Origin of the sequence: Kitasatospora sp. NPDC005751, from assembly GCF_040630835.1 — a bacterium.
In the GTDB taxonomy this organism is placed as follows: domain Bacteria; phylum Actinomycetota; class Actinomycetes; order Streptomycetales; family Streptomycetaceae; genus Kitasatospora.
The window spans coordinates 208,148-223,672 of record NZ_JBEXYC010000006.1; the positions used below are offsets into that span (position 1 = coordinate 208,148).

At 74.7% G+C, this 15,525-nt stretch carries 11 protein-coding genes; 10 read left to right on the forward strand and 1 reads right to left on the reverse strand.

Features of this window, described 5'->3' with window-relative positions; genetic code table 11:
• Nucleotides 1–15 precede the first annotated feature (15 nt).
• Together ABZ497_RS09440 and ABZ497_RS09445 are read left to right on the forward strand one after the other, a co-directional pair.
• Entirely contained in the window at nt 16–405 is a 390-nt protein-coding gene (locus ABZ497_RS09440; RefSeq protein ID WP_359804139.1) for a TadE family type IV pilus minor pilin, read from the forward strand.
• Nucleotides 393–899, forward strand: a complete 507-nt coding sequence (locus ABZ497_RS09445) for an Rv3654c family TadE-like protein (protein WP_359804140.1) — start codon at nt 393–395, stop codon at nt 897–899. Before ABZ497_RS09440 ends, ABZ497_RS09445 begins: the two co-directional genes overlap by 13 nt.
• Here the strand turns inward: ABZ497_RS09445 and ABZ497_RS09450 are convergent.
• The gene (locus tag ABZ497_RS09450; protein ID WP_359804141.1) at nt 894–3,353 is read right to left on the reverse strand and encodes a DEAD/DEAH box helicase; all 2,460 of its coding nucleotides are present in this window, start codon (nt 3,351–3,353) and stop codon (nt 894–896) included. The genes ABZ497_RS09445 and ABZ497_RS09450 overlap by 6 nt on opposite strands.
• 221 nt (nt 3,354–3,574) lie before the next feature.
• Here ABZ497_RS09450 and bldG point away from each other — a divergent pair, with 221 nt between their 5' ends.
• From bldG to tmk, 8 genes are all read left to right on the forward strand, one after another.
• Nucleotides 3,575–3,916 (forward strand): anti-sigma factor antagonist BldG, encoded by a 342-nt coding sequence (gene bldG / locus ABZ497_RS09455; protein ID WP_148644090.1) that lies wholly within the window; start codon nt 3,575–3,577, stop codon nt 3,914–3,916.
• 160 nt (nt 3,917–4,076) lie between these two features.
• A complete protein-coding gene (locus ABZ497_RS09460; RefSeq protein ID WP_329488498.1) occupies nt 4,077–4,493 on the forward strand; it encodes an ATP-binding protein in 417 nt (138 codons plus the stop codon).
• A gap of 297 nt (nt 4,494–4,790) precedes the next feature.
• Nucleotides 4,791–5,159 carry a cyclophilin-like fold protein gene (locus ABZ497_RS09465; RefSeq protein WP_352291048.1) on the forward strand — a complete coding sequence of 123 codons (369 nt, stop codon included), beginning with the start codon at nt 4,791–4,793 and terminating at the stop codon, nt 5,157–5,159.
• Nucleotides 5,160–5,363: 204 nt separating this feature from the next.
• The gene (locus tag ABZ497_RS09470; RefSeq protein WP_359804142.1) at nt 5,364–6,098 is read left to right on the forward strand and encodes a small secreted protein; all 735 of its coding nucleotides are present in this window, start codon (nt 5,364–5,366) and stop codon (nt 6,096–6,098) included.
• A 155-nt stretch (nt 6,099–6,253) separates the two neighbouring features.
• Entirely contained in the window at nt 6,254–7,786 is a 1,533-nt protein-coding gene (locus tag ABZ497_RS09475) for a methyltransferase (RefSeq protein WP_359804143.1), read from the forward strand.
• 428 nt (nt 7,787–8,214) lie between these two features.
• Nucleotides 8,215–8,676, forward strand: coding sequence for a DUF3592 domain-containing protein (locus ABZ497_RS09480; protein WP_359804144.1), 462 nt, complete (start codon nt 8,215–8,217; stop codon nt 8,674–8,676).
• Nucleotides 8,677–9,011: 335 nt separating this feature from the next.
• A complete protein-coding gene (gene topA, locus ABZ497_RS09485; RefSeq protein WP_359804145.1) occupies nt 9,012–11,876 on the forward strand; it encodes a type I DNA topoisomerase in 2,865 nt (954 codons plus the stop codon).
• A gap of 191 nt (nt 11,877–12,067) precedes the next feature.
• Nucleotides 12,068–15,517 (forward strand): dTMP kinase, encoded by a 3,450-nt coding sequence (gene tmk / locus ABZ497_RS09490; protein WP_359804146.1) that lies wholly within the window; start codon nt 12,068–12,070, stop codon nt 15,515–15,517.
• The last annotated feature ends 8 nt before the right edge of the window (nt 15,518–15,525 follow it).

The window sequence follows — 15,525 nt, forward strand, 5'->3', positions numbered from 1 at the left end:
TCTGGGGCAGCCGGGGTGACCCCGCTCCGTCGCCGGGACGCGGGCTTCGTCACCGCCGAGACGGCGGTGGCGATGCCGGCCCTGGTCCTGCTCGCCGTGATGCTGATCTGGGGAGTGCTCGCGGCGGCCGCGCAGATCCGCTGCGTCGACGCGGCGCGGGTGGGCGCCCGCGCGGCCGCGCGTGGCGAGGTGGACGCTGCCGCGATCGCCCAGGCGGCGGCCCCGCCCGGGGCTGCTGTGCGGGTGGCCGTCGAGGCGGACACGGTTCGGGTCACGGTGGACGCGCCCTCGGTGGCCCCGGGCCGGCTCGCCGGCCTGCTCTCGGTACGGCTCGGCGCGGCCGCGGTGGCGGCGCGGGAGGACACCCTGACGGGCGGCGGGGGTGCGGGTCCATGGCCCTCCTGATCCCTGGGGCGGCCGTGATGGGCAGGGTGGCCAGAGTCCGGGGCGCCCGTGCAGCCGTCGGGCGCCCGAGCGACGGCGGATCCGCGACGGTCTGGCTGGTCGCGTTCGCGGTGCTCGGCTGCACGACGTTCGCCGCGGTCCTCTCGGTCGGCGCGGTGGTGGGCGCCCGCCACCGCGCCGAGTCCGCCGCCGACCTGGCGGCCCTCGCGGCGGCCGACCGGCTGCTGCTGGACCTGGACGGCGGGTGCGCCCGGGCCGCCGGGATCGCACGGGCACAGGCGGCCGCCCTGGTGTCCTGCACGGTGGACCGGGAGGCGGACGCCGTCGAGGTGGTGGCGGAGGTGTCGATCGGCCGCCTTCCGGTGGATCTGCCGATCGGGCCCGCGCGGGCCCGTTCCCGAGCCGGGCCGATCCGTGCCGCGGCTGCTGCTACGGCTGCTGCTACGACTGCTGCCGCGGACGGGGGCGCCAGTGCGACGGCAGGCGGCTCATGAGCCCCCGGCGGACGGCTCGGCCGTCCCGGCCCCGGCCTCGGGGCCGCCGTCGCCCTGAGGCTCGTGAGGCGTCCGGTCCCCGTCCCCGTCTCCGTCCCCGTCCCCGTCCCCGTCCCCGCTTGGGGCCCCGGCCCCGTCGGCCGCCGGTGCTCCGGCGAGCAGGATGTCCAGCAGTCGGACGGCGGCCGCCTTGTCCAGCGGTTCGTTGCCGTTGCCGCACTTGGGCGACTGCACGCAGGACGGGCAGCCGCGTTCGCACTCGCAGGCGGCGATCGCCTCCCGGGTGGCCGTCAGCCACTGGACGGCGCGCTGGAAGCCGCGTTCGGCGAACCCGGCCCCGCCCGCGTGGCCGTCGTAGACGAAGACCGTCGGCAGCTCGGTGTCGGGGTGCAGCGGCACCGAGACACCGCCGATGTCCCAGCGGTCGCAGGTGGCGAAGAGCGGCAGCAGGCCGATGGAGGCGTGTTCGGCGGCGTGGGCGGCCCCGGGCAACTGGTCGAGCGGGATGTCCGCGTCGAGCAGCTGGTCCTCGGTGACGGACCACCAGACCGCCCGGGTCCGCAGGGTCCGGGGCGGCAGGTCGAGTTTGGTCTCGCCCATGATCTCCCCGGTGGAGATCCGTTTGCGGAGGTAGCCGACCACCTGGTTGACGACCTCCACCGAACCGAAGCTGAGCCGGCCCTCGCCCCAGGCGTGGGAGGTGTCGGTGGAGAGCACCGAGATGGAGGTGATGTCCCGGGCGGCCGTCGTGTACGGCGGGTCGGCCGGGTCGACCAGGGCGACGGAGCTGTCCAGGTCGAAGTCCCGGACGAGGTAGCTGCGTCCCCGGTGGATGTGGACGGCCCCGGTGTGGACGGTGGTGTGGGCGGCGGAGGCGTCCACGGTGCCCAGCAGCCGGCCGGTCGGGGCCTCGACGATCTGCACCGGGTTGCCACCGCTGCCACGCAGGTCGACGGCGTCGGCGGCGCGTTCGCGGCGGGTCCAGTACCAACCGCCCCCGCGGCGGCGGAGCAGCCCGCGCCGCTCCAGGACGGGCAGCAGCGGGCCCGCGGAGGGGCCGAACAGGTCCAGGTCGCTGTCCGTGAGTGGGAGTTCGGCGGCCGCCGCGCACAGGTGCGGGGCGAGGACGTGCGGATTGTCGGGGTCGAGCACGGTGGCTTCGACGGGCGTGGCGAAGAGCGCCTCCGGGTGGTGCACCAGGTAGGTGTCCAGCGGGTCGTCGCGGGCGATCAGGACGGCCAGGGCGCCCTGGGCCTCGCGCCCGGCCCGCCCGGCCTGCTGCCAGAGCGAGGCCCGGGTGCCGGGGTACCCGGCCATCAGGACGGCGTCCAGACCCGAGATGTCGACGCCCAGTTCGAGAGCGGAGGTGGAGGCGACGCCGAGCAGCCGGCCGGACTGCAGATCGCGTTCGAGGGCCCGGCGCTCGTCGGCGAGGTAGCCACCGCGGTAGGCGGCGACCCGTTCGGCGAGCGGTCGGCCGAGCTGGTCCTGGGCCTGGAGCGCGACGAGTTCGGCCGCCCGGCGGGAGCGGACGAACACGACGGTGCGGGTCTGCCGTTCGACGAGGTCGGTCAGCAGGTGGGCGGCCTCGGCGGTGGCCGTCCTGCGGACCGGGGCCCCGTGCTCGCCGACGTTCTCGGTGAGCGGCGGCTCCCAGAGCCCGAACACCATCGGACCGCGCGGCGAGGCGTCCTCGGTGACGGCTTCGGCGGGCAGCCCGGTGAGCAGCCGGGCGGTGGCGGCCGGGTCGGCGGTGGTGGCCGAGGCCAGCAGGAAGGTCGGGGAGGAGCCGTACCGGGCACAGATCCGGCGCAGTCGGCGCAGCACCTGGGCGACGTGCGAGCCGAACACGCCCCGGTAGCTGTGGCACTCGTCGACCACCACGTAGCGCAGCGTCTTGAGGAAGGAGGACCAGCGCGCGTGCGCGGGCAGGATGCCGCGGTGCAGCATGTCGGGATTGGTGAGCACGTAGGAGGCGTACTGGCGGACCCACTCGCGTTCCTCGGGCGGGGTGTCGCCGTCGTAGAGGGCGGGCCGGACCCTGGGCGGGGCGAGTTCGGCGGCCCGTCGCCGCTGGTCGGCGGCGAGCGCCTTCGTCGGGGCCAGGTAGAGCGCGGTGGCGCCACGGCCGTTGCGGGCCTCGGTCCCGTCCAGCAGGTCGCTGAGCACCGGCGCCAGATAGCCGAGCGACTTGCCCGAGGCGGTTCCTGTGGCGATCACCACAGTATGGCCGCTTTTGGCCAGGTTCATCGCTTCTGCCTGATGGGCCCAAGGACGTTCCACGCCCAGCTCCCGGGCGGAGGCGACGATCTCGGGTCGGATCGAGTCGGGCCAGGGTGAATAACGTGCTGGTCGGGCGGGAAGGTGCTCCGTATGGGTGAGCCGGTCCGACCGCCCCCGGGTGGTGGACAGGGTCGTGAGCAGTGCCTCGGGCAGGCTGTGACGGGGCGGCATGAGGACCCAGTGTGTCACCGGCGTGACGGAGAATCGTCGTAAGCCATCGTGCGGTCATGGTCGCAGGTGGTTGAATGTGGCCGTGACGGCCGTACGGCCGGGGGTCGCAGCGCTGAGGCTCGCCACGCGTGATTGGGCGCGTCCGGGGTACGCGACCATGCGGTGACGGCCGTCCGGCCGAAGATCGCAATGACGTAGCAAGGCAAGGTGCTGGAGGTTCCGTGGACCTGTCCCTGTCGACCCGTACAGTCGGCGATCGCACGGTCGTCGAGGTTGGCGGCGAGATCGATGTGTACACCGCCCCGAAGCTGCGTGAGCAGTTGGTCGAGCTCGTCAACGACGGCAATTACCACCTCGTCGTCGACATGGAGGGCGTGGACTTCCTCGACTCGACCGGTCTGGGCGTGCTGGTGGGCGGTCTGAAGCGAGTGCGGGCCCATGAGGGCTCGCTGCGCCTGGTGTGCAACCAGGAGCGCATTCTGAAGATCTTCCGCATCACCGGCCTGACCAAGGTCTTCCCGATCCACACCTCGGTGGACGACGCGGTCAACTCGACCGACTGACCAGGCCGGGCCGGCCTCGTGTCGACCCGTCCGATCCACGTGTCCGGCGTGCCGGGGCCCCCGTGTGGCCCCGGCCCGTCCGGGCCCGCCCCGGAGCCGGTGGGACCGGTTAGCAGGGGCCCGCATGCCCGGCCTCGGCCGGACACCCCGAGGGGGAGAGATGGCAACCGTCGAACTTCGATTCAGCGCGCTTCCCGAGCATGTCCGTACGGCCCGGCTGGTCGCCGCGGCTGTGGCAAGACGAGCCGGGGTCGACGAGTCGGTGCTCGACGAGGTCCGGCTCGCCGTGGGTGAGGCGTGCTCCCGTGCGGTCGGCCTGCACCAGCGCGGTGGCATCACCGGTGCGGTGAGGGTCGCTCTCACGGACCAGGAGAAGCGTTTCCTCATCGAGGTCGAGGACGAGGCGGGCCCCGCCACCGTGCCGGCCCCGGGTGCTGCCGAAGGCGATCCGGACGAGGACACCCTGGGTCTCGCCGTGATCACCGGACTGGTGGAGGAGCTGGAGGTCACCAGCGGAGCGAGCGGTGGCCTGATCCGGATGAGCTGGCCGGTCTCGGTCGACGCGATGGCACTCTGACCGGCGACTGCCGACGGTCGACTGCCGACGGCCGACCGGGCCCTCCCGTCCGGCCGGTTCCTGCTGCCCGCCGACCACGGCGGTGGCCGCTGTCGTGGTCCTCGCGCGCCGTTGCGGCCGCGCCGCCGTCGTGACGGCCGACCGGTTGCCGCACACGTCCCTCGCGCGACGCCACGGCCGCAGCCGGGGAGTCCACCTGGCGGGAGCGCATTGACAAACTGTTGAATCCGACGGTTCCCTGCTCTCGGCACGACCGGCCCCGATCGGTGATCGGGTCTGTCGTAGAAGAGGGAACCCATGCGGATTCGCATCCTGTGGCCCGCCGGTCAGGCGCTCGCCACGCTCACGGCCACCCCCACCGCCCAGGCGCTCTGGGGTGCGTTGCCGATCAGCTCGTCGGCCAGTACCTGGGGCGAGGAGGTGTACTTCGGGACGCCGGTCAGCGTGCCCCGGGAGGACGACGCCCGGCAGGTCGTCGAGCCGGGCACCGTGGCGTTCTGGACGGACGGTGACAGCCTCGCGCTGCCCTTCGGGCCGACGCCGATCTCCCGGGACGGCGAGTGCCGGCTGGCCAGCCCCTGCAACATCCTCGGCTCCCTGGACGGGGATCCCGAAGTGCTGCGCACCGTCCGCCCGAACGACCCGGTCAGGGTCGAGCGGGCCTGAACCCGGTCGGCCTGAGTCCATATCCCCGGCCCGGTACGCCTCCCGCCGTGAGGGCCCCCGAGGCCGGGGAAAGCCGTCCGAAGGAGAGGAGCGACCGGTCCAGGCCGGGGAGACCGACGGAGCCGGTACGGGCGGGAACCGGGGGCCGGGTGGCGGCCGTGTAGGTTCGCAGTTCGACGACCGAAACCGAAAGGGCTTCTCCCGGTGAACAAGCGACTGCTGGCCGTACCCGCGCTCGGCGCGCTGCTGGCGTTCGGCGCCGTCGGCTGCGGCGACGACAACAGCAAGCAGCTGGAGTCCTGGGCGGCGAACGTCTGCGGCGCGGCCAAGGACCCGATCGCCCAGGCGCAGACCGCTCTGGCGGACACCGGCCAGGTGAAGACCGGTGAGGCCCCGGCCGATCTGCAGAAGCGCCTCTCCGCCGACATCGGGCGGCTGGCCAAGACCAACCAGGAGATCGCCGCCGCCATCGACTCCGCCGGTGCGCCCAAGGTCGACGAGGGCGGGAACCTCCAGAAGGACACCGTCTCCGAGCTCAACAAGGCGGCCGACCTGTACCTCGACGTCCAGAAGAAGCTGGACGCGCTGCCCAACGACGAACAGGCGAAGTTCGCCGACGGGCTGCGCAGCGTCGCCGACCAGGTGCAGAAGCTGGCCTCGCTCTCCACCCAGGCACAGGCCAAGCTGCAGCGCGGCGACCTCGGTGCCGCGATGGCCAAGCAGGAGGGCTGCAAGCCGGGCTCGGCCGCCGCGGCGCCGACCGCCGGAGCGAGCGGGACGCCGACGGCCGGCGGCAGCACCGGCACCCCCGCGCCCGGGGCGACCGACGGCGCGACCGACGGTGCGAGCCCGGCGGGCAGCCAGGCCGCGACGGACCCGGCCGCGACCTCGGCCCCGCCCGCCCCCGCCGCGTCCAGCCCCGCGCCCTCGGCGAGCTGACCCGACCGGTCCGGAGCCGACCCGGTCCGGAGCCTCGTCCCCGTCCGGAGCCGGTCCCGCCCGGCCGTGCTCGGCGCGGGCGGGTCGGCGGCCCGGCCCCGGCACGGGCGGCCCCGGCGGGGAGCGGGCCCGGCGGCCGGGGGGACAATGGCGGGGTGATCAGTAGCCCCGTTCTCGACCCGACCCGCCTCCCCAAGTTCCGTGAGGCGCTGCTCGCCGCCGCGTACACCGCCGACGGCTGCCTCGACCTGCTCGGGCCCACCGGCTACGCGGCGCTGGCGCGCAGCGAGGCCGTCCCGGCGCTGCGCGCGACCCGTGGCGGCAGCCCGCTGGAGACGCTGGTGCGGCTGTTCCTGCTGCAGCAGCCCGTGCCGTACAAGGCGGCCGCCGCCGCGCTGCCGGTCGAGGACTGTCTGACCGACGGCTGGCTGCGCGCGGACGGGGAGCAGGTGCGCGCCACCGTGGACGTCCGCCCGTACGCCAACGAGGTCTCCGGTCTGCCCAGTTCGGACGCCTGGGTGGTCTCCGACCTGGGCTGCGCGGTCGGCGGCGCGGGCGGGATCGGCTCCGGCGAGACCGCGCACGGCGTGGCCCGCAAGGACCTGGTGCTCGGGGTGGGGGGCGCCTCCACGACGCTGGCCAACATCACGGTGCGCCGCTCGGTCCGGGCCGCCCTGGACCTCGGCTCGGGCTCCGGGGTGCAGGCCCTGCACGCGGCCCGGCACGCGCAGCGGGTCACCGCCACCGACCTCAATCCGCGGGCGCTGAGGTTCACCGAGCTGACGCTCGCGCTCTCCGGCTTCGACAACACCGACGCCGCCGCCGGCAGCCTCTTCGAGCCGGTCGGGGAGCGGAAGTTCGACCTGATCGTCTCCAACCCGCCGTTCGTGATCTCGCCCACCGGCCGCTTCACCTACCGCGACGGCGGCATGGCCGGCGACGACCTCTGCCGCAGTCTGGTCCGCTCCGCCGCCGCGCACCTGGAGCCGGGCGGCTACTGCCAGTTGCTCGCCAACTGGCAGCACGTCAAGGGCGAGGACTGGCACGACCGGCTGGCCGGCTGGGTGGCGGGCACCGGCCTGGACGCCTGGGTCGTCCAGCGGGAGGTCCAGGACGTCGCCCAGTACGCCGAGTTGTGGCTGCGCGACGGCGGTGACCACCGCGGCGCCGGCGGTGACTACCAGGCCCGGTACGGCGAGTGGCTGGATGCCTTCGAGGCGGGCCGGGTCGAGGGCATCGGCTTCGGCTGGATCACGCTGCGGGCGAGCGGCGCCGAGCGGCCGACCGTCCGGGTGGAGGAGTGGCCGCACCCGGTCGAGCAGCCGCTCGGCCCGCACATCGAGGAGTGGTTCGACCGGCAGGACTACCTGCGCACGCACGACGACGCGGGGCTGCTCGCGGCCCGGTACGTGCTGGCCGACGAGGTGGTCCAGGAGCAGGTCGGCGCACCCGGGGCGGAGGACCCGGAGCACGTGATCCTGCGCCACAACCGCGGCATGCGGCGGGCCACCAAGGTGGACACGGTGGGAGCCGGGTTCGCCGGGGTCTGCGACGGGACGCTGTCGGCCGGCGAGATCGTGGACGCCATCGCGCAGCTGCTCGGCGAGGACCGGGTGGTCCTGCGGGACCGGGTGCCGGAGTCCTTGCGGCTCCTCACCGAGCAGGGGTTCATCCGACCGGTCGAGTAACGGCCCCGGAGCCGCCCCGCGGGCCCGCGGGCCTGCTGCCCCGCTGCCCCGCAGGCCGGCCGCCCTGCGGGTCCGCCGCCCCCGGCGCCCGGTCGGCCGCCCACCCGCGGCCGACACCCGGTGTCCGTCCGCCACCCGCCGGTGCCCTCGTTCGTTCGGCTCGCGTCGAAGCCCGAAGGCGGCCCCGCCGCGGCCTGCCGTGGCTCGAAACGGCCTGCCGTGACCCGGCACGGCCCGGCGCGGTCCGACGGCCCGCCACGGCTCGGTCCGGCACGACCCGATCCGGTCCGAACGGGCCGGGTCGAGCCCCTGCCGGTTCATCTCCCGGTGTCTCCTGGTTCGCCCGCCGGCCGCCGAACGGCTGTCCCGCGTTGGCCCCGGGCTGTGAAGCTCTGTCCACAGGCTGTGGACAGAGCTGGGGGCAAGGGGTGGACACGACGACGGCCACGGCGGGCGGCGCGGTGCTCGCGCTCTTCGGCGGCGCACTGCTGCTCTGGTGCGCGTCCGAAGTGCGCCTTCGCCACCTGGTGCGGCGCCGTGGCGTGCCGACGGTGGCCACGGTGGTCGCCGAGGCCGACGCCCACGGTGAGCTGGACAGCGCACCGCTGCTCTCCTTCTCCGCACCGGCCGTCACCGGCGCCTCCGGCCCGGGGCGATGCGCCGAGCTGGTGATCACCCGCCCGCGCGGCCACACCCCGCTGCGCCGGCCGGCCCGCTTCGCGCCCGGGGCGTCCGTCCGTATCTCCTACGATCCTCGGCGGCCGAGCCGCGCGGTCCTGGCTGCGGCGGAAACCGGCCGGGCGGCGGTGGCCGATCTGCTCTGGACCTCGCTCGGCACCGGCTGTGTGGCCGCGGGGGCGGTACTGATCGCCGCCGGCCTCACGGGCTGAGCCCCGTCCCCGCCGCCGCTCCGCCCGCCGCGAGGTGTCGATTCTCCGTTGACAGATCTTGAAATCCGTCATTCCATCCTTCGAAACCCGCCGAAGCCCCCCTCCACGGGGCGCGATCCTCCATCATCGGGTTACCGTTCGAGTGGCGTCGGTCGGCCTTGCCGGTGAAAAAGCAGGATCCTTCCGTTTGACAAGGGTGGCCGGGGTACGGTCACACTCCGCTGGTGGGGTCGTCGTGCAGCGGCGCCCCCGGGACGGTGGAGGGGTCGGGCGGAGCGCAGCCTGTGCTGCCGGCGCCGACCAGCTCACGTAACGACCGGGAGAGAAGAGCGAAGGTGTCCCCGAGCAGCGAGACCGCGCACGGACAGCGACTCGTCATTGTCGAGTCGCCGGCCAAGGCGAAGACGATCAAGGGCTACCTTGGCCCCGGCTACATCGTCGAGGCGAGCGTCGGGCACATCCGGGACCTGCCCAGCACAGCGGCCGAGGTCCCGGACAAGTACACCGGCGAGGTGCGCCGCCTCGGCGTCGATGTCGACCACGACTTCGCGCCCATCTACGTGGTGAACGCGGACAAGAAGTCGCAGGTCAGCAAGTTGAAGTCGCTGCTGGCCGAGTCCGACGAACTCTTCCTCGCCACCGATGAGGACCGCGAGGGCGAGGCCATCGCGTGGCACCTCCAGCAGGTCCTGAAGCCCAAGGTGCCGGTGCACCGGATGGTGTTCCACGAGATCACCAAGACCGCGATCCAGGAGGCGGTGGCCAACCCGCGCGAGCTGAACCAGCGCCTGGTCGACGCCCAGGAGACCCGCCGCATCCTCGACCGCCTCTACGGCTTCGAGGTCTCGCCGGTGCTCTGGAAGAAGGTCATGCCGAAGCTGTCGGCCGGCCGCGTCCAGTCCGTCGCGACCCGCCTGGTGGTCGAGCGGGAGCGCGAGCGGATCGCCTTCCGCAGCGCCTCCTACTGGGACCTGGTCGCCACCTTCGGCACCGGCCGCACCCCGGCCGACGCCGCCAACCCGGAGACCTTCGGCGCCCGGCTCTCGGCCGTCGACGGCAAGCGGATCGCCAGCGGCCGCGACTTCGGTTCGGACGGCCGGCTGAAGGCCGGCAGCGTCAACACCCTGCACCTGGACGAGCAGGCCGCCCGCGCGCTGGCCGCCGCCCTGGAGCAGACCTCGTTCGGTGTCCGCAGCGTCGAGTCCAAGCCGTACCGCCGCTCGCCGTACGCGCCGTTCCGCACCACCACGCTCCAGCAGGAGGCCAGCCGCAAGCTGGGCTTCGGTGCCAAGCGGACCATGCAGGTGGCCCAGAAGCTGTACGAGAACGGCTTCATCACCTATATGCGTACCGACTCCACCACGCTGTCGGAGACCGCGATCTCGGCCGCCCGGGCGCAGGTCACCCAGCTCTACGGGGCCGACTACCTGCCGGACGCGCCGCGCACGTACGCCAGCAAGGTCAAGAACGCCCAGGAGGCGCACGAGGCCGTCCGCCCCTCTGGCGACCGCTTCCGCACCCCGGCCGAGACCGGCCTGAGCGGCGACGACTTCCGGCTCTACGAGCTGATCTGGATGCGCACCGTCGCCTCCCAGATGAAGGACGCGGTCGGCCAGTCGGTGACCGTGAAGGTCGGCGGCCGTTCCGCGGACGGCCGGGACGCCGAGTTCTCCGCCTCGGGCAAGATCATCACCTTCCACGGCTTCCTCAAGGCCTACGTCGAGGGCGCCGACGACCCGAACGCCGAGCTGGACGACCGCGAGCGCCGGCTGCCGCAGGTGACCGAGGGCGACCCGCTGTCCGCCGAGCAGCTCACCCCGGAGGGCCACGCCACCAAGCCGCCGGCCCGCTACACCGAGGCCTCGCTGGTCAAGGAGCTGGAGGACCGGGAGATCGGCCGCCCGTCCACCTACGCCTCGATCATCGACACCATCATCGGGCGCCGCTACGTCTTCAAGAAGGGGACGGCGCTGGTGCCGTCGTTCCTCTCCTTCGCCGTGGTCAACCTGCTGGAGAAGCACTTCGGCCGGCTGGTCGACTACGACTTCACCGCGCGGATGGAGGACGACCTCGACCGCATCGCCGCGGGCGAGGCGCAGTCCGTGCCGTGGCTGAAGCGCTTCTACTTCGGTGAGGGCGAGGGCCACGCCACCGGCGGCGCCGCCGAGGCCGGCAACGGCGACGGCGACCACCTGGGCGGTCTGAAGGAACTGGTCACCGACCTCGGCGCGATCGATGCCCGGGAGATCAGCTCGTTCCGGATCAGCGACGACCTCACCCTGCGGGTCGGCCGTTACGGCCCGTACGTCGAGCGCGCCTCCACTGTGGAGGGCGAGCCCGGCCGGCGCGCCGACATCCCGGACGAGCTGCCGCCGGACGAGCTCACCGTCGAGCTGGCCGAGGAGCTGCTGGCCAAGCCCAGCGGCGACTTCGAGCTCGGCCAGGACCCGGTCAGCGGCAACCAGCTGGTCGCCAAGGACGGCCGGTACGGCCCCTACGTGACCGAGATCCTGCCCGAGGGCACGCCGAAGACCGGCAAGAACGCCGTGAAGCCGCGGACCGCGTCGCTGCTCCAGTCGATGTCGCTGGACACCGTCACGCTCGACGACGCGCTGAAGCTGCTGTCCCTGCCGCGCGTGGTCGGTCTCGACCAGGAGGGCGTGGAGATCACCGCGCAGAACGGCCGCTACGGGCCGTACCTCAAGCGCGGCACCGACTCCCGCTCGCTCACCAGCGAGGAGCAGATGTTCACGGTCACCCTGGAGGAGGCCCTGGCCATCTACGCCCAGCCCAAGCAGCGCGGCCGGGCCGCGGCCGCGCCGCCGCTCAAGGAGCTGGGCACCGACCCGGTCAGCGAGCGTCCGGTGGTGGTCAAGGACGGCCGGTTCGGCCCGTACGTCACCGACGGCGAGACCAACGCGACGCTGCGCAAGGACGACGAGGTCGAGACCATCACTCCCGAGCGCGGCTACGAGCTGCTGGCGGAGAAGCGGGCCCGCGGGCCGGTGAAGAAGACGGCCAAGAAGGCCCCGGCGAAGAAGGCGGCGGCCAAGAAGACCGCCACCAAGAAGACCACCACCACCACCAAGACGGCCGCGGCCAAGACCACGGCCAAGAAGACGACGACCAAGGCCGCCGCGAAGAAGACGGCGACCAAGAAGGCCGCCGCGAGCAGGACCGCCGCCGTCGACGAGGGCTGACCCTCCACCAGCGGCACCGGGCCCGCGCCCTCTTCGGAGGCGCGGGCCCGAGGTCTGTGGGCGACCGGTGCGCGAGCACCTCCGGCGCGGGGTGGCGAGCGTGTGCGCGGCGCGTCACAACCCTGCAATGACGGGCATCCGGAAGCCCGCACCCCTCTTTTCCGACCGGTGCCGACCGCTACGCTGACCGTATGACGAGCGAGGAGCAGCCCACCCCCGGCACCGGCGGTGCCGCCAGAGCCGGCACGCCCGACCTGCCGGAGGTCGCGCCCGCCGGAACCCCCGGTGAGCGCGCCCGGGCACTGTTGCGGCTGCGCCCCTACCGCCGCCTCTGGACCACCCAGCTGATCGGCGGCACCGCCGACCGGCTCGGGCTGCTGGTGCTGCTCGCGCTGACGGTGATCGCGGCCGCCCTCGGCGGGCAGTTCGGCGACCTGCCGCGCAGCCTCGCCTTCGCCGTCGCCGCGGTCTTCGCGGCCCGGCTGGCCGCCACCCTGCTGGTCGGCGCCGCCCTGCTCGGCCCGGTGCACGGGCTGCTCAGCGGCCGCCTGGACCGGCGCTGGACGCTGCTCGGCGCCGACGCGCTGCGGGCCGTGCTGATCGGCGCCGCGCCCTGGTGGATCGTCTGGCTGGGCTCCGACGCCGGGCCCTCCGGCGCCGCGACCTACGTACTGCTCGCCACCGTCTTCGTGACCGGTGCGGCCGAGCGGGTCTGGGCGATCGCCAAGGGCGCCGCCGTACCCGGCCTGCTGCCGCCGGCCAACCCCTTCGCGCCCCCCGGGGAGCAGCGTCCGTCCGCGGCCAACCTGGAGAGCGTGCGGACGCTGGACCGCCGCACCGGCTGGGCCACCGTGCCGCTCGCGGCAGCCGCGCTGGTCGCGCTCACCCTGGTCAACAACGTCTTCGCGGCCCTCGGCTCGGACTGGCTGCGCGTCCACCAGACCACCTTCGCGGCGCTCGGCGCGGCCGCCCTGTTCACGGTCTCGGCCGTCCGGGCGTACCTCCAGCAGCTGCCCGGCGGTCCGACGGTGGCCCCTCCGCACTCCCCGCTGCGGAGCCTGCGCGCGCCGACCGACGCCACGCCCGGCCCCGCGCTGAGCAAGGGCCGCACCGGCGCCGCCCCCTACTTCACCTTCTCGGTCGCCGCCGCCTTCGCCTCGATGGCGGGCGTCGCGGCGCTCGCGCTGCTGACCGCCGCCGAGCACCGGGCCGGGCCGATCGGCTACGGCCTGCTGGTGCTCGCCGCCGTCGGCACCCCGGCGCTCGGCTCCCGGCTCACCCGGGCCACCCTGCCCGCGCTCTCCCGCCGCCGGCTGCTCGCACTGGCGCTGCTGACCGAGGGCGTCGCGCTGATCCTGGCCGGCCTGGTGCTGGACTTCGTCCTGGTGCTGCTGCTGACCGTGCTGGCCGGCCTGGCCGCCGGGATCGTCGTCTCGGCCGGGCGCTCGCTGCTCGCCCAGGAGGTCGAGGAGGCGCGGCTCCCGAAGGTCGACGAGCACCTGTACGCGGTGCTGCGGGCCGTGGTGGGCGGCGCGCTGATCCTCGTCCCGCTGATCGCCGCGGCCTACGGCGAGGTCGAGTACGGCACGGTCGAGCCCGGCTCGTTCACCTTCATCCACGGCGGCGCGGCCCTCGCGGTGGCCACCGCCGGGCTGCTGACGCTGGTGCTCGCGGCCGTCGTGCTGCTCAAGACCGACGACCGGCGGGGCACCGCCCCGTTCGGCCGCGACCTCGTCGACGCCGTGCGCGGCGCCGCCGGTCCGGCCCCGCACCGCACCACCGGTACCGGCTTCTTCATCGCCCTGGAGGGCGGCGACGGCGCCGGCAAGTCCACCCAGGCCCAGGCGCTCGCCGAGTGGATCCGGGGCAAGGGCCACGAGGTGGTGCTCACCCGTGAGCCCGGCGGCAGCCCGGTCGGGCAGCGGCTGCGCGGTCTCGTCCTGGACGTCGGCAACACCGGTCTGTCGCACCGCGCCGAGGCGCTGATCTACGCCGCCGACCGGGCCGAGCACGTCGAGAACGTCATCCGCCCGGCGCTGGCCCGCGGCGCGGTGGTCATCACCGACCGCTACATGGACTCCTCGATCGCCTACCAGGGCGCCGGGCGCGACCTGGCCGCCACCGAGGTGGCCCGGATCTCGCGCTGGGCGACCGGCGGGCTGGTGCCCGACCTGACCGTCGTCCTGGACGTCGACCCGACCAGGGCCCGGGAGCGGTTCACCGAGGCGCTGGACCGGCTGGAGTCCGAGCCGACCGAGTTCCACCAGCGGGTCCGGTCCGGCTTCCTCTCGCTGGCCGCCGCCGACCCGGCCCGGTACCTGGTCGTGGACGGCAGCCAGCAGCCCGGCTTCGTCACCACCGCGATCCGCCACCGGCTCGACCGCGAGCTGCCGCTCTCCGAGCAGGAGAAGGCCGCCCGGGTCGAGCAGGAGCGGCTGGCCCGCGAGGAGGCCGAGCGCCGCGCCGCCGAGGAGGCCCGCCGGCGCGCGGCCGAGGCGGAGGCCGAGCGCAAGCGGTTGGAGCTGCTGGAGCAGCTCCGCGCCGAACAGGCGGAGAAGGAGCGGCTGGCCAAGGAGGAGGCCGAGCGGGTCGCCGCCGAGGCGGCGCGCAAGGCGGCCGAGGAGGCCCGGCGCAAGGCGGAGGAGGAAGCCCGCCGGCGGGCCGAGGAGGAGGCCAGGCAGCGTGCGGCCGAGGAGGCCCGGCTCGCCGCCGAGGCCGCCGAGCGCCGGCGGCTCGCCGAGGAGGCGGCCGCCCAGGCGGAGCTCCAGCGGCAGCGTGAGCTGCAGCGCGAGGAGCAGCGCCGGCGCGCGGAGGAGGCGCTGCAGCGGGCCGAGGAGGCCCGGCTGGCGCAGGCCGCCGCGCTCGCCGCGGCCGCTGCCGCCGCCGAGAGCGCGGCGGACCGGGCGGACCGGCCCGCTCCGCCGGCCGACGACGTGACCACCGAGCTGCGGATCGTGCCGGAGCCCGAGGACGCGACCCAGGAGATCTCCGAGCGGGACCGCCGGGCGGCCGTCCGGGCGGCCGAGGCGGCCGGCGCCGCGGGGGCCGGTGGCGCTTCCGCGTTCCGGGCTCCGGAGGCCGACGCGACGGCGAAGCTGCCGGTCGTCCCCACCGCTCCGGCGGACGAGACGGCGGTGCTGCCCCGAGTCCCTTCGGCGGACCCCGACCGGTCGGGTGCCGGGCGGCGCGACCACGCCGACCGGACGGAGGTGCTGCCGCGGGTCGAGCCGACCCGTCCGGCGGACCGAACGGAGGTGCTGCCGCGGGTCGAGCCGACCCGTCCGGCCGGACCGGCCGGACCGGCCGGGCGGGAGACGCCGGTCGACAGCACCCGCGAGCTTCCGGCGGTGGAGGAGCAGCCCGCCGCCGAACCGCGCCCCCGGCCCTCCTGGGCCGAGGAGACGCCGATGGACGACCTGCCGAGCCTCACCGACACCCTGCTGGGCTCGCGCGACGAGTGGGCCCGCTGGGAGCAGGGCGGCCCCGCCGACCCGGCGCCGCAGGACCCGCGCGGTGGCGCGGCCGCTCCTCCGGCCGGCCCCGGCGGGCCGGAGAGCCGTGGCAGGGCGGACGCCCAGGGCGGGTCGGGCGACCGGGGCGACGGCAAGGGCAAGGGCCGGCGCTGGGGGCGCCGGAGCTGACTCGGTCC

Coding starts and splice junctions, on each gene's coding strand:
- tmk (WP_359804146.1), top strand. CDS start 12,068: ATGACGAGCGAGGAGCAGCCCACCCCCGGCACCGGCGGTGCCGCCAGA.
- ABZ497_RS09465 (WP_352291048.1), top strand. CDS start 4,791: ATGCGGATTCGCATCCTGTGGCCCGCCGGTCAGGCGCTCGCCACGCTC.
- ABZ497_RS09450 (WP_359804141.1), bottom strand. CDS start 3,353: ATGCCGCCCCGTCACAGCCTGCCCGAGGCACTGCTCACGACCCTGTCC.
- ABZ497_RS09460 (WP_329488498.1), top strand. CDS start 4,077: ATGGCAACCGTCGAACTTCGATTCAGCGCGCTTCCCGAGCATGTCCGT.
- ABZ497_RS09445 (WP_359804140.1), top strand. CDS start 393: ATGGCCCTCCTGATCCCTGGGGCGGCCGTGATGGGCAGGGTGGCCAGA.